Source organism: Halostella sp. PRR32 (assembly GCF_034808085.1).
GTDB lineage: Archaea > Halobacteriota > Halobacteria > Halobacteriales > Natronoarchaeaceae > Halostella > Halostella pelagica.
The window spans coordinates 922,299-936,993 of sequence record NZ_JAXHGL010000001.1 but is presented as its reverse complement, the minus strand read 5'-3'; the positions used below and the strand labels follow the sequence as shown (position 1 = coordinate 936,993).

The window sequence follows — 14,695 nt, the reverse complement described above, 5'->3', positions numbered from 1 at the left end:
GCAGAAACCGAATCTTTTAAACGGGTAATTCCTGCAGACAGATTCACTACCGACTCGCTTCACATTATCACCACATACAATTTTCGACGTTGATCTGCTCTCGATTTTCCTCAATTCCCTCAAGGACTTGCTCTGACGGCTCATTTAGCATCTCTGGATCGATTTCCACAGCCGATATTTCATCGTCGCTGTCATCAGTCATAATTCCGGTTTTAACCTGTCACCCGATATTCGTGGTGTATTCTACGAGAACATAGGCCCGAGAGGTAGAACGGTCGAGGAACAGGTAGTATTTTGATTCCTGGTCTCACCGTATTTTAATATGTATTGGAGCGAGGAAGAGGTCGAGGACAACATTCGATACCCGAGTGAGGGAAGTGCAGAGGAACTTGGGTCTCCGATCTATTTCATTGGTCAGAATGAGCTTGAGCAAGATGATTTGATGGAGGATTTAATCAACGATCTTGAGGAGAAGGGGTACGATTACGCACCGCTCAGACCTTACAATACACGCGAATATTATGAGGTGGAGACCGGGGAAGTCCACTCTACCGATGAGGATCAGTACGTCAGGTACAACGAGATAATGCTGTACTGTATTAATATCTTGACCGAGTATCCCTTCGCGTTAGCTACGCACCCTGATCGAGATTCTTGGCGGATTGTGACGCCTGCCGATTTGAATACGAGGACTGCAAAGGAGTTCTTGTTCACTTACTATGCGGAGACGGCGAAGGCAGTATCCGATCTGATCAAGGAGGAGTACAGTATTGATGAGCTTCAGGAGGTCTACGAAGAGGCCCGTCCAGGGGGAGGGGCGATAGATCGATGGAGTGACGCTATCGACGAGAACGTGAATCTTCATCCGGTCGAGTTCATGTCCATCGCAGACCTGAAAGAAGTAGTTCGGGATAACGAAGATCACCTGGACGAATTGGGTTTCCCCTCGAAGACTCAGTGTAAGCAGGCGTTCGACACGGTTGAGAAGTATCGGAACAAGGTGATGCACGGGAACCGTAGCGTGATCTCCAGCGAAGAGGACGTCGAGAATCTCGTTGAGTCGCTTGAGATAGCCTGCGATATCGCGGTTAACGCCGGCGGTGACGGTCCCGGATTAGATATCCCACCGTGAACCCACGAAAGAGAGAAGCTACCAACGCCAAATTTTGGCTGCCCAGCTGTGGTCGGACTCGTTGACCTTTGTTTCCCATCCCTTCTCCGAGAAGGTCCCCAAATATCTGCTTGGTCTCTGGTGGTTCGGCCGGAAGTCGAAGGTCGCGCGGGTCGTCCTCGATGGCCTGCATCAGCTCACCAGCAGTCAGTTGCTTCCCCTCGCTCAGGGCTTCACCCGCCTCCTCGGTACGAAGGATGTTCGCCACCGTCCAGATGTTGAACAGGTGTGCCGCGAAGTTGAAATAGAAGGCTCGAAGCGCCGGGTTTCGAGATCCACACTTGGCAAGGAACTCCTCTTTGATTACGCGGAAGTCCGTTTCAATGCCTCACCGACGACGATATGCCTCCCCCAACTCTTCCGGCGGGACCTCTTCCGGGTGGAGGTTCGTGTAGAAGTACGTGTAGTCGTCCATCGGCTCATCAGCGTCTGACTTTCGCAGTTTCACCGTCTTGTCCGACTTTAGTCCGACCGCGTAGTAGCTGTCTTCGTCGAGGTTGCCCACGCCGTAGGGGTAGTACGACGACCGCAGATCGGCACGCGCCATCCCGTTCAGGAAGTGCTTGACCGTCTTCCCTGACTTCCGGCCCTGCATCACCAGCTCCAGGCCCTGCTCGGTGATGGTCGAAATCGTGTCCGAGTTGTAGAACTCCGTTCCTGCGTCAAGGTAGACGCGGCCGATATTCAGGTGTTGCCTGGCCAGCCGGAGCATCCGACGGATGTATTCTGGCGTCTTGCTCTTGTCTTTGAGCGGGAGCACGACCAGGATCAGCGGCGTGTCGGTCCCGACGAGAGCCAGCGTACGCTCCCGTACACTCGACACCAATTGCGCGGCAGTGTAGGCGACGAACCCTACGTGTCGGCCAACGCTATCGACGACCACGTCCGTGATTCTACCTCGAGAACAGCTCATCTCCTCCTCAAGCCGTTACTCTCTACACGAACTAGCAGAAGTTCTGCATCGCGAAGACTTCCCCGTCATCGGTGACAACCACTTCATACGCCAAATCTCGCTGTTTCATTATCAGGTGAAGTAATTCCTAAACAGCACCCTGATAATTTCTGTCCTATTCATAAGAACTCAGCTATCGGGGGAATTGGGCAGTCCTAAGAAATCATCGTCAGTCAAATCTTCAAGCCGGTCTTTGACTCTCTCTGCTCGCTCGATCTCCTTTGTAGGCTTTCTTGATGATAACTCCGACATTGCCGATTCCAGTCCATGGGCCATCTGGTTTCGAGTCTTCCGTACCTGCGTTATCTCCCCCTTGAGACCGTCGTCTATAATCTCTGCATCGTGAAGGAGCTCGAGGTGGTTCCAGAAGTTCAGCTGGTTAGTGAATGTGTCTTTCACTGCACTTGATTTCCGGTTTGGATCGACTATTTCACTGTATGCGATATTCACGACGAGCTCCTCTATGACTTCATTGGTCAGTAAAAAGTACACCGTGAAATTCCTTTTTGCTTGAAAAACATCAGCATAGAAGTTTTCGAGATCTATCTCTGAAGGGGAAGAATAGAGTTGTTCTAAGGTCTCAGCTGCTTCCTCTGCTCTTTCCTTGGTCTCATTCAGCTCTTTAGAAAGTAAATACAGGTCAGCAAATTCAAACAGATCCTCAATTAACTCCTCCCAATCAAGGTCGTCCACTTCTGGTAAACTTCCATTAGTCTCTTCTAACATAGCGGAGTTATATTGACTTCAATAGCCAGTACATATAACGGATCCGTACCATTCTATCCGGTCTGTATCGGTACGAAGCTCGTAGGCTCGTGGAAATTCCCTTTCCCCACCCAGTTCAGAAGCCGCTCACAGAACGTTCGGACTACGGCGTTGTTGGTCCATTGTCCATAGGTAGGCCTCTCGGCGGTCTATGGCGGTATCGAGTTCAGACGAACAGAACGCTTAGTCTGCGAAGTCGAGGGTGACCTGTTGAGCGTGGCCACCCAGTTCAGATCGTTTCTCCTCAAACTCTTCCGGCGTCATGGTACCGCATCGGAGTTTGTAGATACGGTGTCGTTCTCGGTCGGACAACTCCTGTTGGTACACACTCTGCTTGAGATAATATCCGACTGCTTCGCCCAAGTACGGCGGAACGGCATTTCCGATCTGCTGGCGAACAGACACGAGTCCCCCCTCGAAGCGATATGAGTCAGGGAACGTCTGGAGTCGTGCCCCTTCCCGTGGGGTCAAGCCGCGATGTTGAAACGGATGAATACACCGCGCACTCGACGGCTTCGACATGTTAGAGGTAATCGCGACCGCCGGCTCCTGAGAGTCGAGGCGAGAGTACGAATTGTGATACCCTGAAGAGGGTTGTAGTTCATCCGGAATGGCGGTTCGGTCACCTCCATCCGGAATATGCGAAATCATCTCCACCATGTCGTCGGAGTGATTCGCGGCTTGGTGGAGCGTGAGTTCTTGGTTATCGCCACGGAGATCTTTCTGAAGAACCGTCTTGGCATCCACGTCATAACGGGTTTTCTCCTCACCAGGATCGACTTCTGGAAGATCACCGATCCCGTCCATCACGCCCGGCGTTTCGACGGGGTCCAGTTCGAAGCCGTCGAACGGGTGTTCGGTGTCAGACTTCTTCGTCGCCAGAACAAGTAGGCGTCGTCGATGCTGGGGAACCCCAAAGTCGGAAGCCCTCACAACTCGAGGTGTCACCTCGTAGCCCATCTGTTCGAAGGACTCCTCAACGGCAGATAGAAACTTCCCGTCTGCCGTATTCTGCATCCCTCGAACGTTTTCGAACAGGGCAGCCTTTGGCTCTAACTTGTCAACCCAATTGATGAAGTTGACGAATAGGTGGTTTCGATCGTCCGAACCGTCCGGGCTCACAACTTCAGAGAACCCCTGACAGGGAGGTCCACCCGCAATGAGGTCTACGGAGTCACGGCCGACAATGTCAGTCACCTCTGCCTTGTCCGCCTCACGGATATCTCCGGTTATGTCTTCTGGGACCCAACCCTCCCGGTTCTCCGCAAATGTCTCTCGGGCGTCTTCATCGACCTCGACCGCATGGATCAAATCAAATCCTGCGCGTTCGAGCCCGACAGATAACCCGCCCGCCCCCGCAAACAGGTCTACGTAGGTCAAATCCTGTTCGCCCATCTATTCGAAACTGTCACCGGCCGTATTTAATCATTGCCTCTGCGGCTTCTATCTACCGACCAGAAGGACGCAAGCGTTTTTAACCATGTATCATATCTAGAGACACTATATCGAAGTACACTGAATGGGGCCACGAACCGAGAGATGTCCTAGGCCACACAATCACTTTGAGCAGATAAAACCGATGTCCGAGGAAATCACAGAAACCGAGCGCGAGAAGATTGACGAATTTCTTTCTAAACACATCACGTCGGACGAAGACAAGAGCTTAGAGGATTTTGGAGTCGAGATCTCTGATGAGCAGGAACTCAGTGAGGAGGAATCCATAGAGAAAGTCGTTGAGCAGACTCGTAATATCTACGACCGAGGAACGGGCTATTTAGGGCTATCTCTGTCCTTCATTCTGGCAGTTGAGCAGCTTTCTGAAGTCGATCCTTGGATCAGGACATCGCATTCAGATTTAGACTGGGAAGACGATATTCTCCCCCGATACGAAAAGAAAGGAGAGGACTATCGCACTGAGAGTAATATTGATACACTGACGCTCCGACAGGGAGATACAGAGGCTGGCCTGCGTTCGAAGATTAATGCTATCGGTACGTTCTTCCACCAAACGATGAACCGGACGAACTTCCCGAACTCACCGGGACATTATACTGGAAACTGGGAAGACTATATTGGCCTCTTAGAATCGTGTTTCGCGCTCTCTCAATCAGGTCGTCGAGAGGCAGCTGAACGGATAATCGAGTTCGGACTAACCGATCTAGAATCAAAGGACTATCCGAGACGTGATCCACCGTTCTCGCAGCCGTTTCTGGAGGTTCTCAAGAACTACGAGCGGTCACATGATAACGAGATGGGCGGGTTAGCTTATCAGGCACTCGTTTACGGGTATGTAAAGACGGAATGGCCACATCTATCGCTTCGAGCTAGTAGCGTCCGAACGGGTTCTGCTAGACAACATCGATTTGGTGATATAGATGGTTATCACGGTCCGGATCTGATGATTTCGGTTGAGGTGAAAGACCGAGACATTACCGAGGACAATGTCGATAGTGAGCTTGGTACGATGATGAAGCTCGCCGAGAAGTCGACAGCCCTTTCGATCGCGATCTGTCGAGAGGTCAGCGAAGATGCAAGAGAAATCTTAGAGGATGCAGGAGTGAAAGTGATGACCGACAAAGACCTCACTATTCAGCTACGAGCTTGGGACTACCATAAGCAGGATCTCGCTCTCCAAGGAATGGTCCACTTCCTTGAGCACGTTGAGGAGAATCCGACGGCAACTCGGCGACTTCTACAGTTTGTGAAAGAAATCGATGAAGAGAACTCTGCACTGGAACATCTCGACGAAGACACCTAATTTCGGATACTGAGTCCGCTGCATTTCAAATGCAGTCTTCACTTCCGCCTGTCCGACTTCTCCTCGTCGTCACCCTCGTCAGATCTGAACGGGAAGAAAGGTGCGAGGTCGTCGAGCGACAGTTCACGTACGATGTCGAAACGGCCGCTTCTTGCTCCAGTTCGTCGACGGCGATCCGCGCCGTCATCGTCTTGCCGACGCCGCTCGGGCCAAAGAGGAAGAGATTCATCGGAGCGCGACCGTCCAGGACGGGATCGAACGCCTGCGTGATCTCGTTCAGTTCGTCGGAACGGTGGACGACCAGGTCGCGCTCGGGAATGAGATCGTGGGACAACAGGTCCGGCCGAAGCATGAGTCATACTGTTCAGACAGGATATAAAAGCGAACTGGGGTTGTTTCCGGTCCTTCCGGTCCGGTCTAAGCGAGATATATGCCGACGAGAATCAGTATAACAAGGACTACGGAGACTGTGATCACCCACTTCGGGATGGTTGTCGACGAATCGGCCTTTGAACGGTTGCTGCTACTTCTCACAGTGGTTCCGCGTCGCTTGTGCGTTTTGTGTTTCTCTGACATCCATTGGTCGCTACTTGCTCCGTCAAGACCGCTACAGCTGTGGTTCTCGGGAAGGCGATGACTCGAACAGTGAGTCCCGCCACAGTAGTTGCACGTGTACGGGTGACGTGCCTCGTCCCCACATATTCGGCACTGTTCCATTACTCCCGATATCTTAGAGGAACGTGATAATTCTTTGTTTACCTTATATGGACGCCAACACCGCTAAAGGACCTTTCTGTAACCGACAAGGAGTGGAAAACAATTGGCTTACGCATTTTCGTGTAGTGTTGTCCTAGATTTATAGGATATCCGTGATTTCTCGTTGATATGGATCGTCGTTTCCTTCTCGTTGCAGCCGTACTGGTTCTCCTGATTGCTGGATTCTCAGGCGTTGGAGCGGCAGACCGAACTTTGAGGAATACAACGGACAACGTGACTCAGACTGAGACGCTTACAGGGATTTCAGTCGGTCAGTATGCAACTGTGGAACAGTCGCATCTCAATGATCTTGAAGAGTTAGCAGAGACAACACCGTATGAAGTTCGAGATTACACCTTTACTCTCTTCGTTGATGGGGAACGGTATATCGTGTTCACAGACCAGGAACCGCAAACAGGCACTGCTACTGTTGAAGGCACAGTAATAGAAGACCCTCCAAACCACTACAATTCGTATATTCTCGCTGACAATGTTTCCTTTGAAACCGAGGGAGAACCTGTTCCCTTATCAAATGTTCAGGCGGATCCATCGCAGTACGATGGACAGCATATCCGCGTGACTGGGAGCTACCAACAACTCTCTGCCACCTATGAAACTCAAAATCAGATAATAGTACACCAAAATCACGGGAGAATTTCAGCTGAAAGGCAGAGTTTGGATTTGGCGCAATCTCCGGCTCAAAGTGCTCGATGGAGCGTTCTGAACCTCTCGAATGACGAGTTCGGCGGTAGTGCGGATGCGGAACTCGAACAGCGGTTTGCTGAGATGAATTCAGCAATGCCTGTTTTGGGCCTCCATTCGGAGTTTTGGATGCGTGGAGAGGTGACGGTCGACGCTATCGTAGCCGCGGGCTCTGACGAATCGAGGCTGATTATCGCAGACACAACACCCGTCGCGGACGAAATCAGCGGCCCGAACGAAATTAACCAGCGTGGAGAGCACTTATCCGGCGAAGTGGTCCGGTTCGAAACACAGGTCGTTGGTAGTACGACTAGCACCCAAGAGTTCCTAACCACCGTTGCGCCGTGTGGCGGTGGCGATAGCGTGCTTGTACCAGCAGGACCGACATGTGTTCCGGTTGTAAGCGATAGTACGGTTCATGCCGGGGTGTTACTGTCGGGACCGCCTGATTCTAGATCTGATGTGGTTCCGTATGCAGGGATCTCTAATTACCACCAAGATACAGTGACCGAGTCTGAAACAGGGACGTACATTGTTACCGGCCGAGTAGTCGCAGCAAGTGAGATCGATCCGTCGCTAGAGGGTCAGTATGGAGTCGTCGTGTATGGAATGGACCGTCAGGGCGATCTCCAGACTCATGGTGATGTCGAGGCCCAAGCCGAGGAGTACGCGACACAGGTAACCGACCGGCTGAAAGCACAGCTGAATACCAGTCAACAAGAGTGGCGAACGATGTCGGGGTCGGGCAATGGCGGTGATCAGGCAGGTGGTGTATCTGGATCCTCCTCAATAGCTATTATTAACACTGAATATGAACAGAATCCAATTCAGCCAGGGACAACTGCGGTTGCTGTCATTACTGTTGAAAACACCGGCACCGCTGACGGGATGATCACACTAAGCTGGCGGTTTGTTTCGGATACAGTAGAAGAAACAATCGTAAGCGTTGCCGCTGGTGAGACGAAAGAAGTTCGTCTTGAACACCAGGTCACAGATAGATTCTCTGGGAGTAGTGTTCGTACGCACGTTAACTCCAACGATTTAGGGATGTTAGAGATCGATGCACAGACAGCTACGGCAAGCACTACATCTGTAAGTGATAGAATAGATGCAGATGACGGATCGAACGGAACTCTAATGGCTGGTATCTCAGGGGCATCATTCGAAATTGGAGGGCTGGTGATATTATTGGGCACGACATTGCTACTTTCTGGAATCGTACTGAAACTCTTCTATGGCGTCAAGAAAATCCTCCAACCTGATGACGTGGATATAACAGAACCACCAGCGTTCATTATGTCTGTTGTCGGTGTCGCACTTATGGCCGCAGGGGGCTTCATTGCTGGATCTATATTTGAAGCGGTGGTGCCATTGTCCGTTTTCCTACTCGGTGGACTCACAGTAGTGAAACTGGGTGGGATGGTCTACAGCGAGATTTAATTATTCCATAGATCGATAGCTCCCTCACTTATCAGAATTATGTGACCAAGGTTACGCCGAACAAGAGAATTCGTAGAGGACCTTCTCGTCCTCAAGATAGTATATACCAGTTGACTTGATAGCCTCCCGTCGGAGAATGGTGAAGTCTTCACCCGAATCTCGTCATATTCTAGTGGTTGAGTTTAATCCTGAAATGATTAACTTCTTCTCCCATAACTCAGACACGGATGCCCCGAAACGGCCCTCGCGACAGGCCGATCATGTCGGGTTCGTCTGCTTAAGTGACTGTTTGTCCCAGAGAATACCGACATGCGAATTGAGACAGAGAAGAGTCACGACGATGTCGCCCAGCCGCGACCGAAGGTGTGGCTCTCGGAGGACGACTACGAGGAACTCCAACGCCGCGCCGAGAGCTTCCGCGACGAGATAATCATCCGTCTCGGCGGCGAGGTCGGCCTACGCTCGTTCGAGATACCGCAGATCAAGCGCCGTCACGTTCAGCGTGAGGTCATTGATGATGAGGACTACTTCTTCCTGCGCGTACCCGAGGGCAAGGACACGACCGGAGGTGGCGGGAAGGCCCGCGACGCGTACCTGCCAGCTGACGTTGAGCGCCTGATCCATCGCTACGCCGAGCAGCACGACCTCGGCCGCGACGATCCGCTCGTCGATCTCACGTCTCGGTCGGTCCAGCGCGTCGTCCAGCGCACCGCCGAGACCGCCGCGGACGAGACGGGTAACCAGGACTTCGAGTTAGTCCGCTCGCACGACCTGCGCCGGTACTTCGCGCACACGTGTCTCGTCGAGGAGCGGATGAACCCGAGAGTGGTGATGGACATCGGCGGCTGGGACGACTACAAGAGCCTTGAACCGTACCTCTCGAAGCCGAGCCCGAGTACGATCGTCGACGAGTTCGAACGGGCGGGGTTAGAGTGACACGTGAGAGAGCCACTCACGGTAACCCGCAGCGCGCAAATTACTCTTCTTCGGAATCGTCGCCGTCATCCTCATCGTCGTCATTACCGAAGTGATCGTCAAGCGACGATTGGTCCGCCCCGTGCAGATAGTCTTCAACAGATTCGCTCATCACCTGTGATTCGACTTCAAGAATCGCACCCATATGGTCGCGGGTGAACTCATACATGTGATTCTCCACGCGGTCACACGCGCCGAAATCCTCCAAGAATTCGAAGACAAGGTCAAGCTCACTGAGTCCGACATTATGCTGCGGAGCGAAGTAGTCGCGAACTTCGGTGCGTGTCACAGTGACGCCGTTATCGTGGTCAACGGCTTGCTCTCCCCAGATATCCACGATCGCCATCGCGAGGATTTCGTGTTCCATTCCCTCGGTGAGCATGATCGTGTCTGGCGGATTCCGTGGGAGCTCCACCCCGCGGTTCAGCAAGGATTGTAGGTTGCCATCGTCGTTGAATCTGCCGTCGAGCACGCGAAGGTCACCGCCGTAGTCCTGAGTCATTAGGACGGCGTATTCGGTGAGTTCGTCCAGTGTATCACGGAAATTGTCTGATTCCGCGCGTGCCTCGTCGATGTACACTTCGTCGAGATCCTGGTAGACGATGATTGGTTCGACAGCGGTTACGGTGCCGTCGTACCCGGTCTTCTCCTGTATTTGTGCGGCTTTGAGCGCGTCTTCTGCGGTCTCGATGTCAACACCGGCACATTCACGCATCTGCTTGGTGTGCCGTCTGTTGATGTTGTTCCCGCTCTTGATTTCGGCGAGTACGCACGTTGCGCCGTCGTACAAGACGAAGTCGGGTTCAGCACTTACGCCGTTAGTCCGGTCTTCGATGACGGGGAACATCATCGGGATGCGGACGTCGTGCGCGGCGAGTGACGGATTGGCGCGGGCAGTGGTCGCGGAGTAAAATAGGTTATACGTGTTTACTTCGCGTCGTTGTCGTTCCCCCTCCGCCAGCTCATCCATGACTACTTAATCGCCACCGGGTTCTGCGCTTTACTCAGCGAGTAGGTCGAGTCAAGGTCATCATAGACTTCGCGGACGAAGCTGCGGAGAGAGAGTGCGGTAGTGGTGTCGCGCGCGTAAAGGATGATGTTCGGCGGTTCTAACGCGACATCAAAGGTCTCGCCGTGGTCTTTGTCGAACACACGGATCTTCCGTCCACCGTCGCGGATGCCGTACCGGTACTGGTTTCCGTTGAGGACATTGGCTTCGAGTTCCGCGATAAGTTCCTGTTCAGTAGCGTCTTCGCGATCTGGGTTCGTGAGTTCGACCGCGGTGAAGCCGTCTACGGCAAAACCGTTTTCGAGGGGGCGGAGCGTAGGGTCAAGGTCAACGTCGAAGCTCTGCCGGTCGAGTCTTTGGTAACCGTTAGTGAGTCCAAGGAGTGTTTCTACGGCTTTCGCTTCCGAGCCGCGCCGTACGGACCGCATCGTCAATCGGCCTTCATTCGTGTTCGCACCCTGAATCGCCGTGGTTGGGCTATTTTTCTGATCGAATTCGATGCGGGTCGGCTTCGCATCGAACGTCTCTTCGGCCCGTTGCAGGTCTCCAGGTTCCGCGCCGGAGAATGTGAGTGTCGCATCACGTTCCCGGTTTGGTGCGTGGTATTTTGCGGTGAATCCAGAGATACGTGAGTCGCGGATGCGCTCGGTAAGGTCCTCCAAGTCATCAGAGGAGAGGTAGAGACGTTCGACGCACGGAAGGTACCCGAGCAGATTTTCGATTGTCTTCTCCCTCCAATCGCTATGAATCGTCGTCAACACCCACAAGTACCCGTTGTTTGTCACAAAGACGAACTCGTCTTCCCGATTTTTCGCGGGGGTTGAGATGGTGACGAGAGAGATATTGTCATCCGTGACCGTTTCGGAGAAGGTGTGGTTGTCGACGTAGTTGTCAGCGTGTCCGGTGATGTTGTTGCTTTCGACGAGCTGAGTGACCCATTCGTCGAGCTCGCCGATCTCGTAGCCCTGGTTATCACAGAGGTAGATGTTCAGATCGGTTTTGTCCCCGCTCCGCGTCGCTTTTCCCTCCATCTCTTCGTCACTCTGGACGACGTATTGGATGAGTTCGTGGAGGACTTCCCGTGTGGTCTTGCCCTCGACGTCGGATGGGGAGATATCCATACTAGATGTACTCCGTACAGGTCCGTTGTTCTACGGGCTGTTCTATGCTACGATTCTACATTAACCGTGGAACCTAGACTGATAATAAATTTGTTTATATCTTACTGATAGGTTCAGTCGGGCCTCAGCCCTCAGTTCCCGGAACAGTCGGACACCGATATCTATCGGTCCTGTCCTTCGAAGAGGAGCCAAGCAGCGAACCCCCCAGCTCCGACTACTACCGGGCCCCAAATCCCAGAAGGAGCATAGTGTTTGGTTCCATGTCTGGTGGGTGAGTGTTACCCTATAAATACCTTCTTGGGGTGATGAATCAGAAAACCCTTGCAAGAAACGGGAACTGGTGGAGAACGTAGCAGAACAGCACGGCGGCTATCGTCGCGCCGAGGATGGGATGCGAGACCGAGGCCACCAGCGAGGCGAAGAGGATCAACGCCTCGATGATGAAGAACAGGAGAATCGCGTCGCCGTCCGAGACGCGCGTCTCAGTCGACATTCTCAGCCCTCCCCCAGTCACGGCAGACGCGGTAGAGACTGTAGATTATCACAGGCCAACCGAGCAGTGAGTAGACTTGTTGATGCAACTCTAAGTCGAAGAGCGTCGCGTCTGGCGTACTCCACGGGAGGACGAACACTCCGAGCAGCATCCACGCGAACATCGGCCACATCGGAACGACCACCTCACGCGCGAGATCCGGTGGCTCTGGCTGCTCTGCCTCGACGACCATCGACTCGCACGCAAGGGTGAGACAGAACTCTTCGCCGTCGAACTCCGTGACGTCCTCGCCGCAGCTGGGACAACGAGCAGCGGGAGAGAGGTACTCTTGGAGAGAACCGAGGAGCGTCACAAGCATCCCTCCTGGAGCCGTCGAGATCGAACTTGTTTGCCGCCTCGAGAGAGACCGCGTCGACGATCACTAACCCCGTCTGAGCCCCCACCCAGCGGGGGAGAGATCACACGCGTGGTGCCGCCCCGGCCCCCCACCGTCCCTACAAACGAATCAGATTTCTCTACCATAACGCGTGTTGTGACTATTACACTGTCTTGGTCGCTGGTGGTTGGTAGGGTTGTTTCTAACCAGTTGCCGTATGGCGATTCCGTTTCGCCCCGAATACAAATAGTGTACGCACTCATGCGTTTTTAGCCACCGTTGACGATTTGCCCGACACGCTGCTGCTTAATGCGCATATCTTCGGGCAGTGACTCCCCCACTTCACCCTGTGAGAGGTCCGTATTTTCGTAGACGCTGGTGACGATGCGGTCGCGCATTTCCTGCTGCTTCTGCTCCAGTTCCTTCTCGAACTCCTCACGGACCTCGTGCTCACGCACCCAGTCGCTGGTGTCGTCACCGGCGTTCCACTCTTCCTTCATCTCCACCAGCTTCTGATAGTCCTCGTCGTGGTCCATGTTCGGCCATCGGAACTGCTGGAGGCCCTCGTAGTACACGTCGTGCGTCCAGTCGTTGATGTGGGCCGCGTAGATCTTACACTGGCCTCGAGCCGTGACGTTGATCCAGAAGTTGTGCAGTCGTTCCATCCGCCGGTCGAGTTCCGCGACGGAAGGAAGCGTCATGATCGAGGTGATCTCGTCGACACGACGCGTCTCCCAGGTCCGGGCGGTCTCCACGTTCTGGTTACTGTTCGACCGCCGCGCGTCCAACTGCTCCGCCTCTTCGAGATTCGCCGTACTTCCACGAGGGAGTTGGTCGTACAGTGCGTTGAACTCGCCGACGTCGTACGTAGCGTTCTCCTCTGCCCGGTACGGCTTCGAAGACGTGTTGAAATACTTCCCGAGAAAGACGGCCAGTGACGTCTTCCCGACGCCGGTTTCCCCGTCTCGCGCCGAGATGGTGATCTTCACGTCCATCCCCTTCTTCTTCCGAGCAGCAACGCGCCTGAAGAACGGCCCCGTGCAGATCGCCATCAATCGCTCACCTCCTGCTGGTCGCGGTACTCGACAACGAGAACTGACGCGACCCACGCGTGGATGGCGAGCATCAGCAACGCGGCGGCCCTGCGGTACCCGATGAGAAGCGCTGCCGGCTCCGAAACGTTCGTTTCGGCGACGATGAGTTCGCTCGTGACGAACGCGGAGACCCCGGCGAAGAACAGGCCGAATCCCATCAGGAGGAGGATGTCGGCGACCGCCTCGAACTGTTCTGTGTATTCCCCGCCGGCGAAGGAAACGTTCCTACTCGCCATCGCCATCACCTCCGTCAGTGGCAACCGGTTGCGGCCCTTGCTCGAACAGTTGCTCGAGGTCCTCCTCGTCGACCTCGTCGGTATGGTCGATAGATTTCACCTCCGGACTGAATCCGAGCTTGTCGGCGGCGTCGTCCAGGACCCCGGAGATGTCAACGAGGACCCCCGCATCGAGAACCTTCTGTCGAGTGACTTGCTCCGTCCGACGTCCTCGCATCCCGGTCCGCGTTTTCGTAACTGTCTCAGTCTGGTCGAGATGGTCACGGAGCGTTTCGAGGCCCGTGTACGGGACCTCCTCGGTCACCTCGACCGGGACGGCCCGCGACCCCTGAACTTCGTATTCGGTTGTGGTCACCGTGTACGTCCACTGCTCGGAGAGGGTGACATCATCCCACCAGTCCCGAATCGGGTCTTCGTCGCGAAGTGGCCGGATCGCCCAGTAGTAGTCCGCGACAGCCTGCTGGAGACGATACACCTGCTCGCGCGACACCTGGCCGGACAGCAGTAGTGAGGACTGCTGGTATTCGGATCGCGCATCATAGCACCGCAACTGCGCATCTTCGATGATGCGCTGGCGGGCGGTTTTCGGTCCGGCACCGCCTGAATCACTGGTCATCGGGCGCGGCCTCCTTGAGATCGATGACGAGTTCTCCATCGCGCTGTCCGCCTTTGTGGTACTGCATCGTCATCTCGTCGGGCACTGTCTCCGGGTCGTTCACGTCGATCCCCGCTTTCTTGAGCGAATCCTGATCGAGGGTGATTCGGATCGAGGTCCCGATGATCTGCGGCTTGTTCGTCGCTTCGATCACGACTGGCTGTTCTTGGAGCGACATATCAGAACGAGCCG

The 14,695-nt window shown here is 54.1% G+C and carries 18 protein-coding genes; 4 read left to right on the top strand and 14 right to left on the bottom strand.

Features of this window, described 5'->3' with window-relative positions; genetic code table 11:
• Positions 1–67: 67 nt before the first annotated feature.
• Positions 68–202, bottom strand: coding sequence for a hypothetical protein (locus SM753_RS05030; protein WP_323190769.1), 135 nt, complete (start codon positions 200–202; stop codon positions 68–70).
• 120 nt (positions 203–322) lie between these two features.
• Between SM753_RS05030 and SM753_RS05025 the strand changes: the two genes are divergently transcribed.
• Positions 323–1,132, top strand: a complete 810-nt coding sequence (locus SM753_RS05025) for a hypothetical protein (protein ID WP_323190768.1) — start codon at positions 323–325, stop codon at positions 1,130–1,132.
• A gap of 367 nt (positions 1,133–1,499) precedes the next feature.
• Here the strand turns inward: SM753_RS05025 and SM753_RS05020 are convergent, their stop codons facing one another.
• From SM753_RS05020 to SM753_RS05010, 3 genes are all read right to left on the bottom strand, one after another.
• The gene (locus tag SM753_RS05020; RefSeq protein WP_323190767.1) at positions 1,500–2,054 is read right to left on the bottom strand and encodes a hypothetical protein; all 555 of its coding nucleotides are present in this window, start codon (positions 2,052–2,054) and stop codon (positions 1,500–1,502) included.
• 198 nt (positions 2,055–2,252) lie between these two features.
• Positions 2,253–2,849 (bottom strand): hypothetical protein, encoded by a 597-nt coding sequence (locus tag SM753_RS05015; RefSeq protein ID WP_323190766.1) that lies wholly within the window; start codon positions 2,847–2,849, stop codon positions 2,253–2,255.
• Positions 2,850–3,071: 222 nt separating this feature from the next.
• Positions 3,072–4,283 carry a DNA cytosine methyltransferase gene (locus tag SM753_RS05010; RefSeq protein ID WP_323190765.1) on the bottom strand — a complete coding sequence of 404 codons (1,212 nt, stop codon included), beginning with the start codon at positions 4,281–4,283 and terminating at the stop codon, positions 3,072–3,074.
• A gap of 184 nt (positions 4,284–4,467) precedes the next feature.
• Between SM753_RS05010 and SM753_RS05005 the strand changes: the two genes are divergently transcribed.
• Entirely contained in the window at positions 4,468–5,646 is a 1,179-nt protein-coding gene (locus tag SM753_RS05005; RefSeq protein WP_323190764.1) for a hypothetical protein, read from the top strand.
• A gap of 25 nt (positions 5,647–5,671) precedes the next feature.
• Here SM753_RS05005 and SM753_RS05000 read toward each other — a convergent pair whose 3' ends face one another.
• Together SM753_RS05000 and SM753_RS04995 are read right to left on the bottom strand one after the other, a co-directional pair.
• Positions 5,672–5,998 (bottom strand): AAA family ATPase, encoded by a 327-nt coding sequence (locus SM753_RS05000; RefSeq protein ID WP_323190763.1) that lies wholly within the window; start codon positions 5,996–5,998, stop codon positions 5,672–5,674.
• Between the two features lie 65 nt (positions 5,999–6,063).
• On the bottom strand, positions 6,064–6,363 hold the full coding sequence (locus tag SM753_RS04995; protein ID WP_210416400.1) for an AN1-type zinc finger domain-containing protein: 300 nt from the start codon (positions 6,361–6,363) through the stop codon (positions 6,064–6,066).
• A gap of 168 nt (positions 6,364–6,531) precedes the next feature.
• On the opposite strand from SM753_RS04995, the gene SM753_RS04990 reads away from it, so the two are divergent.
• Positions 6,532–8,544: a hypothetical protein gene (locus SM753_RS04990; protein ID WP_323190762.1), complete on the top strand. Its 2,013-nt coding sequence runs from the start codon at positions 6,532–6,534 to the stop codon at positions 8,542–8,544.
• A gap of 309 nt (positions 8,545–8,853) precedes the next feature.
• Positions 8,854–9,480 (top strand): site-specific integrase, encoded by a 627-nt coding sequence (locus SM753_RS04985; protein WP_323190761.1) that lies wholly within the window; start codon positions 8,854–8,856, stop codon positions 9,478–9,480.
• 40 nt (positions 9,481–9,520) lie between these two features.
• Here the strand turns inward: SM753_RS04985 and SM753_RS04980 are convergent, their stop codons facing one another.
• From SM753_RS04980 to SM753_RS04945, 8 genes are all read right to left on the bottom strand, one after another.
• Positions 9,521–10,489, bottom strand: coding sequence for a hypothetical protein (locus SM753_RS04980; RefSeq protein WP_323190760.1), 969 nt, complete (start codon positions 10,487–10,489; stop codon positions 9,521–9,523).
• 2 nt (positions 10,490–10,491) lie between these two features.
• Positions 10,492–11,649: a hypothetical protein gene (locus SM753_RS04975; protein WP_323190759.1), complete on the bottom strand. Its 1,158-nt coding sequence runs from the start codon at positions 11,647–11,649 to the stop codon at positions 10,492–10,494.
• Between the two features lie 310 nt (positions 11,650–11,959).
• A complete protein-coding gene (locus tag SM753_RS04970; RefSeq protein WP_323190758.1) occupies positions 11,960–12,142 on the bottom strand; it encodes a hypothetical protein in 183 nt (60 codons plus the stop codon).
• A complete protein-coding gene (locus tag SM753_RS04965) occupies positions 12,132–12,494 on the bottom strand; it encodes a hypothetical protein (protein WP_323190757.1) in 363 nt (120 codons plus the stop codon). The genes SM753_RS04970 and SM753_RS04965 overlap by 11 nt, the downstream gene beginning before the upstream one ends.
• A 293-nt stretch (positions 12,495–12,787) precedes the next feature.
• Entirely contained in the window at positions 12,788–13,570 is a 783-nt protein-coding gene (locus tag SM753_RS04960; protein WP_323190756.1) for a hypothetical protein, read from the bottom strand.
• Positions 13,570–13,848 (bottom strand): hypothetical protein, encoded by a 279-nt coding sequence (locus SM753_RS04955; RefSeq protein ID WP_323190755.1) that lies wholly within the window; start codon positions 13,846–13,848, stop codon positions 13,570–13,572. Before SM753_RS04955 ends, SM753_RS04960 begins: the two co-directional genes overlap by 1 nt.
• Positions 13,838–14,464 (bottom strand): hypothetical protein, encoded by a 627-nt coding sequence (locus SM753_RS04950; protein ID WP_323190754.1) that lies wholly within the window; start codon positions 14,462–14,464, stop codon positions 13,838–13,840. Before SM753_RS04950 ends, SM753_RS04955 begins: the two co-directional genes overlap by 11 nt.
• A complete protein-coding gene (locus SM753_RS04945) occupies positions 14,454–14,681 on the bottom strand; it encodes a hypothetical protein (RefSeq protein ID WP_138798013.1) in 228 nt (75 codons plus the stop codon). The genes SM753_RS04950 and SM753_RS04945 overlap by 11 nt, the downstream gene beginning before the upstream one ends.
• Between the last annotated feature and the right edge of the window lie 14 nt (positions 14,682–14,695).

Coding starts and splice junctions, on each gene's coding strand:
- SM753_RS05030 (WP_323190769.1), bottom strand. CDS start 202: ATGACTGATGACAGCGACGATGAAATATCGGCTGTGGAAATCGATCCA.
- SM753_RS05025 (WP_323190768.1), top strand. CDS start 323: ATGTATTGGAGCGAGGAAGAGGTCGAGGACAACATTCGATACCCGAGT.
- SM753_RS05015 (WP_323190766.1), bottom strand. CDS start 2,849: ATGTTAGAAGAGACTAATGGAAGTTTACCAGAAGTGGACGACCTTGAT.
- SM753_RS05010 (WP_323190765.1), bottom strand. CDS start 4,283: ATGGGCGAACAGGATTTGACCTACGTAGACCTGTTTGCGGGGGCGGGC.
- SM753_RS05005 (WP_323190764.1), top strand. CDS start 4,468: ATGTCCGAGGAAATCACAGAAACCGAGCGCGAGAAGATTGACGAATTT.
- SM753_RS05000 (WP_323190763.1), bottom strand. CDS start 5,998: ATGCTTCGGCCGGACCTGTTGTCCCACGATCTCATTCCCGAGCGCGAC.
- SM753_RS04995 (WP_210416400.1), bottom strand. CDS start 6,363: ATGGAACAGTGCCGAATATGTGGGGACGAGGCACGTCACCCGTACACG.
- SM753_RS04990 (WP_323190762.1), top strand. CDS start 6,532: ATGGATCGTCGTTTCCTTCTCGTTGCAGCCGTACTGGTTCTCCTGATT.
- SM753_RS04985 (WP_323190761.1), top strand. CDS start 8,854: ATGCGAATTGAGACAGAGAAGAGTCACGACGATGTCGCCCAGCCGCGA.
- SM753_RS04980 (WP_323190760.1), bottom strand. CDS start 10,489: ATGGATGAGCTGGCGGAGGGGGAACGACAACGACGCGAAGTAAACACG.
- SM753_RS04975 (WP_323190759.1), bottom strand. CDS start 11,649: ATGGATATCTCCCCATCCGACGTCGAGGGCAAGACCACACGGGAAGTC.
- SM753_RS04970 (WP_323190758.1), bottom strand. CDS start 12,142: ATGTCGACTGAGACGCGCGTCTCGGACGGCGACGCGATTCTCCTGTTC.
- SM753_RS04960 (WP_323190756.1), bottom strand. CDS start 13,570: ATGGCGATCTGCACGGGGCCGTTCTTCAGGCGCGTTGCTGCTCGGAAG.
- SM753_RS04955 (WP_323190755.1), bottom strand. CDS start 13,848: ATGGCGAGTAGGAACGTTTCCTTCGCCGGCGGGGAATACACAGAACAG.
- SM753_RS04950 (WP_323190754.1), bottom strand. CDS start 14,464: ATGACCAGTGATTCAGGCGGTGCCGGACCGAAAACCGCCCGCCAGCGC.
- SM753_RS04945 (WP_138798013.1), bottom strand. CDS start 14,681: ATGTCGCTCCAAGAACAGCCAGTCGTGATCGAAGCGACGAACAAGCCG.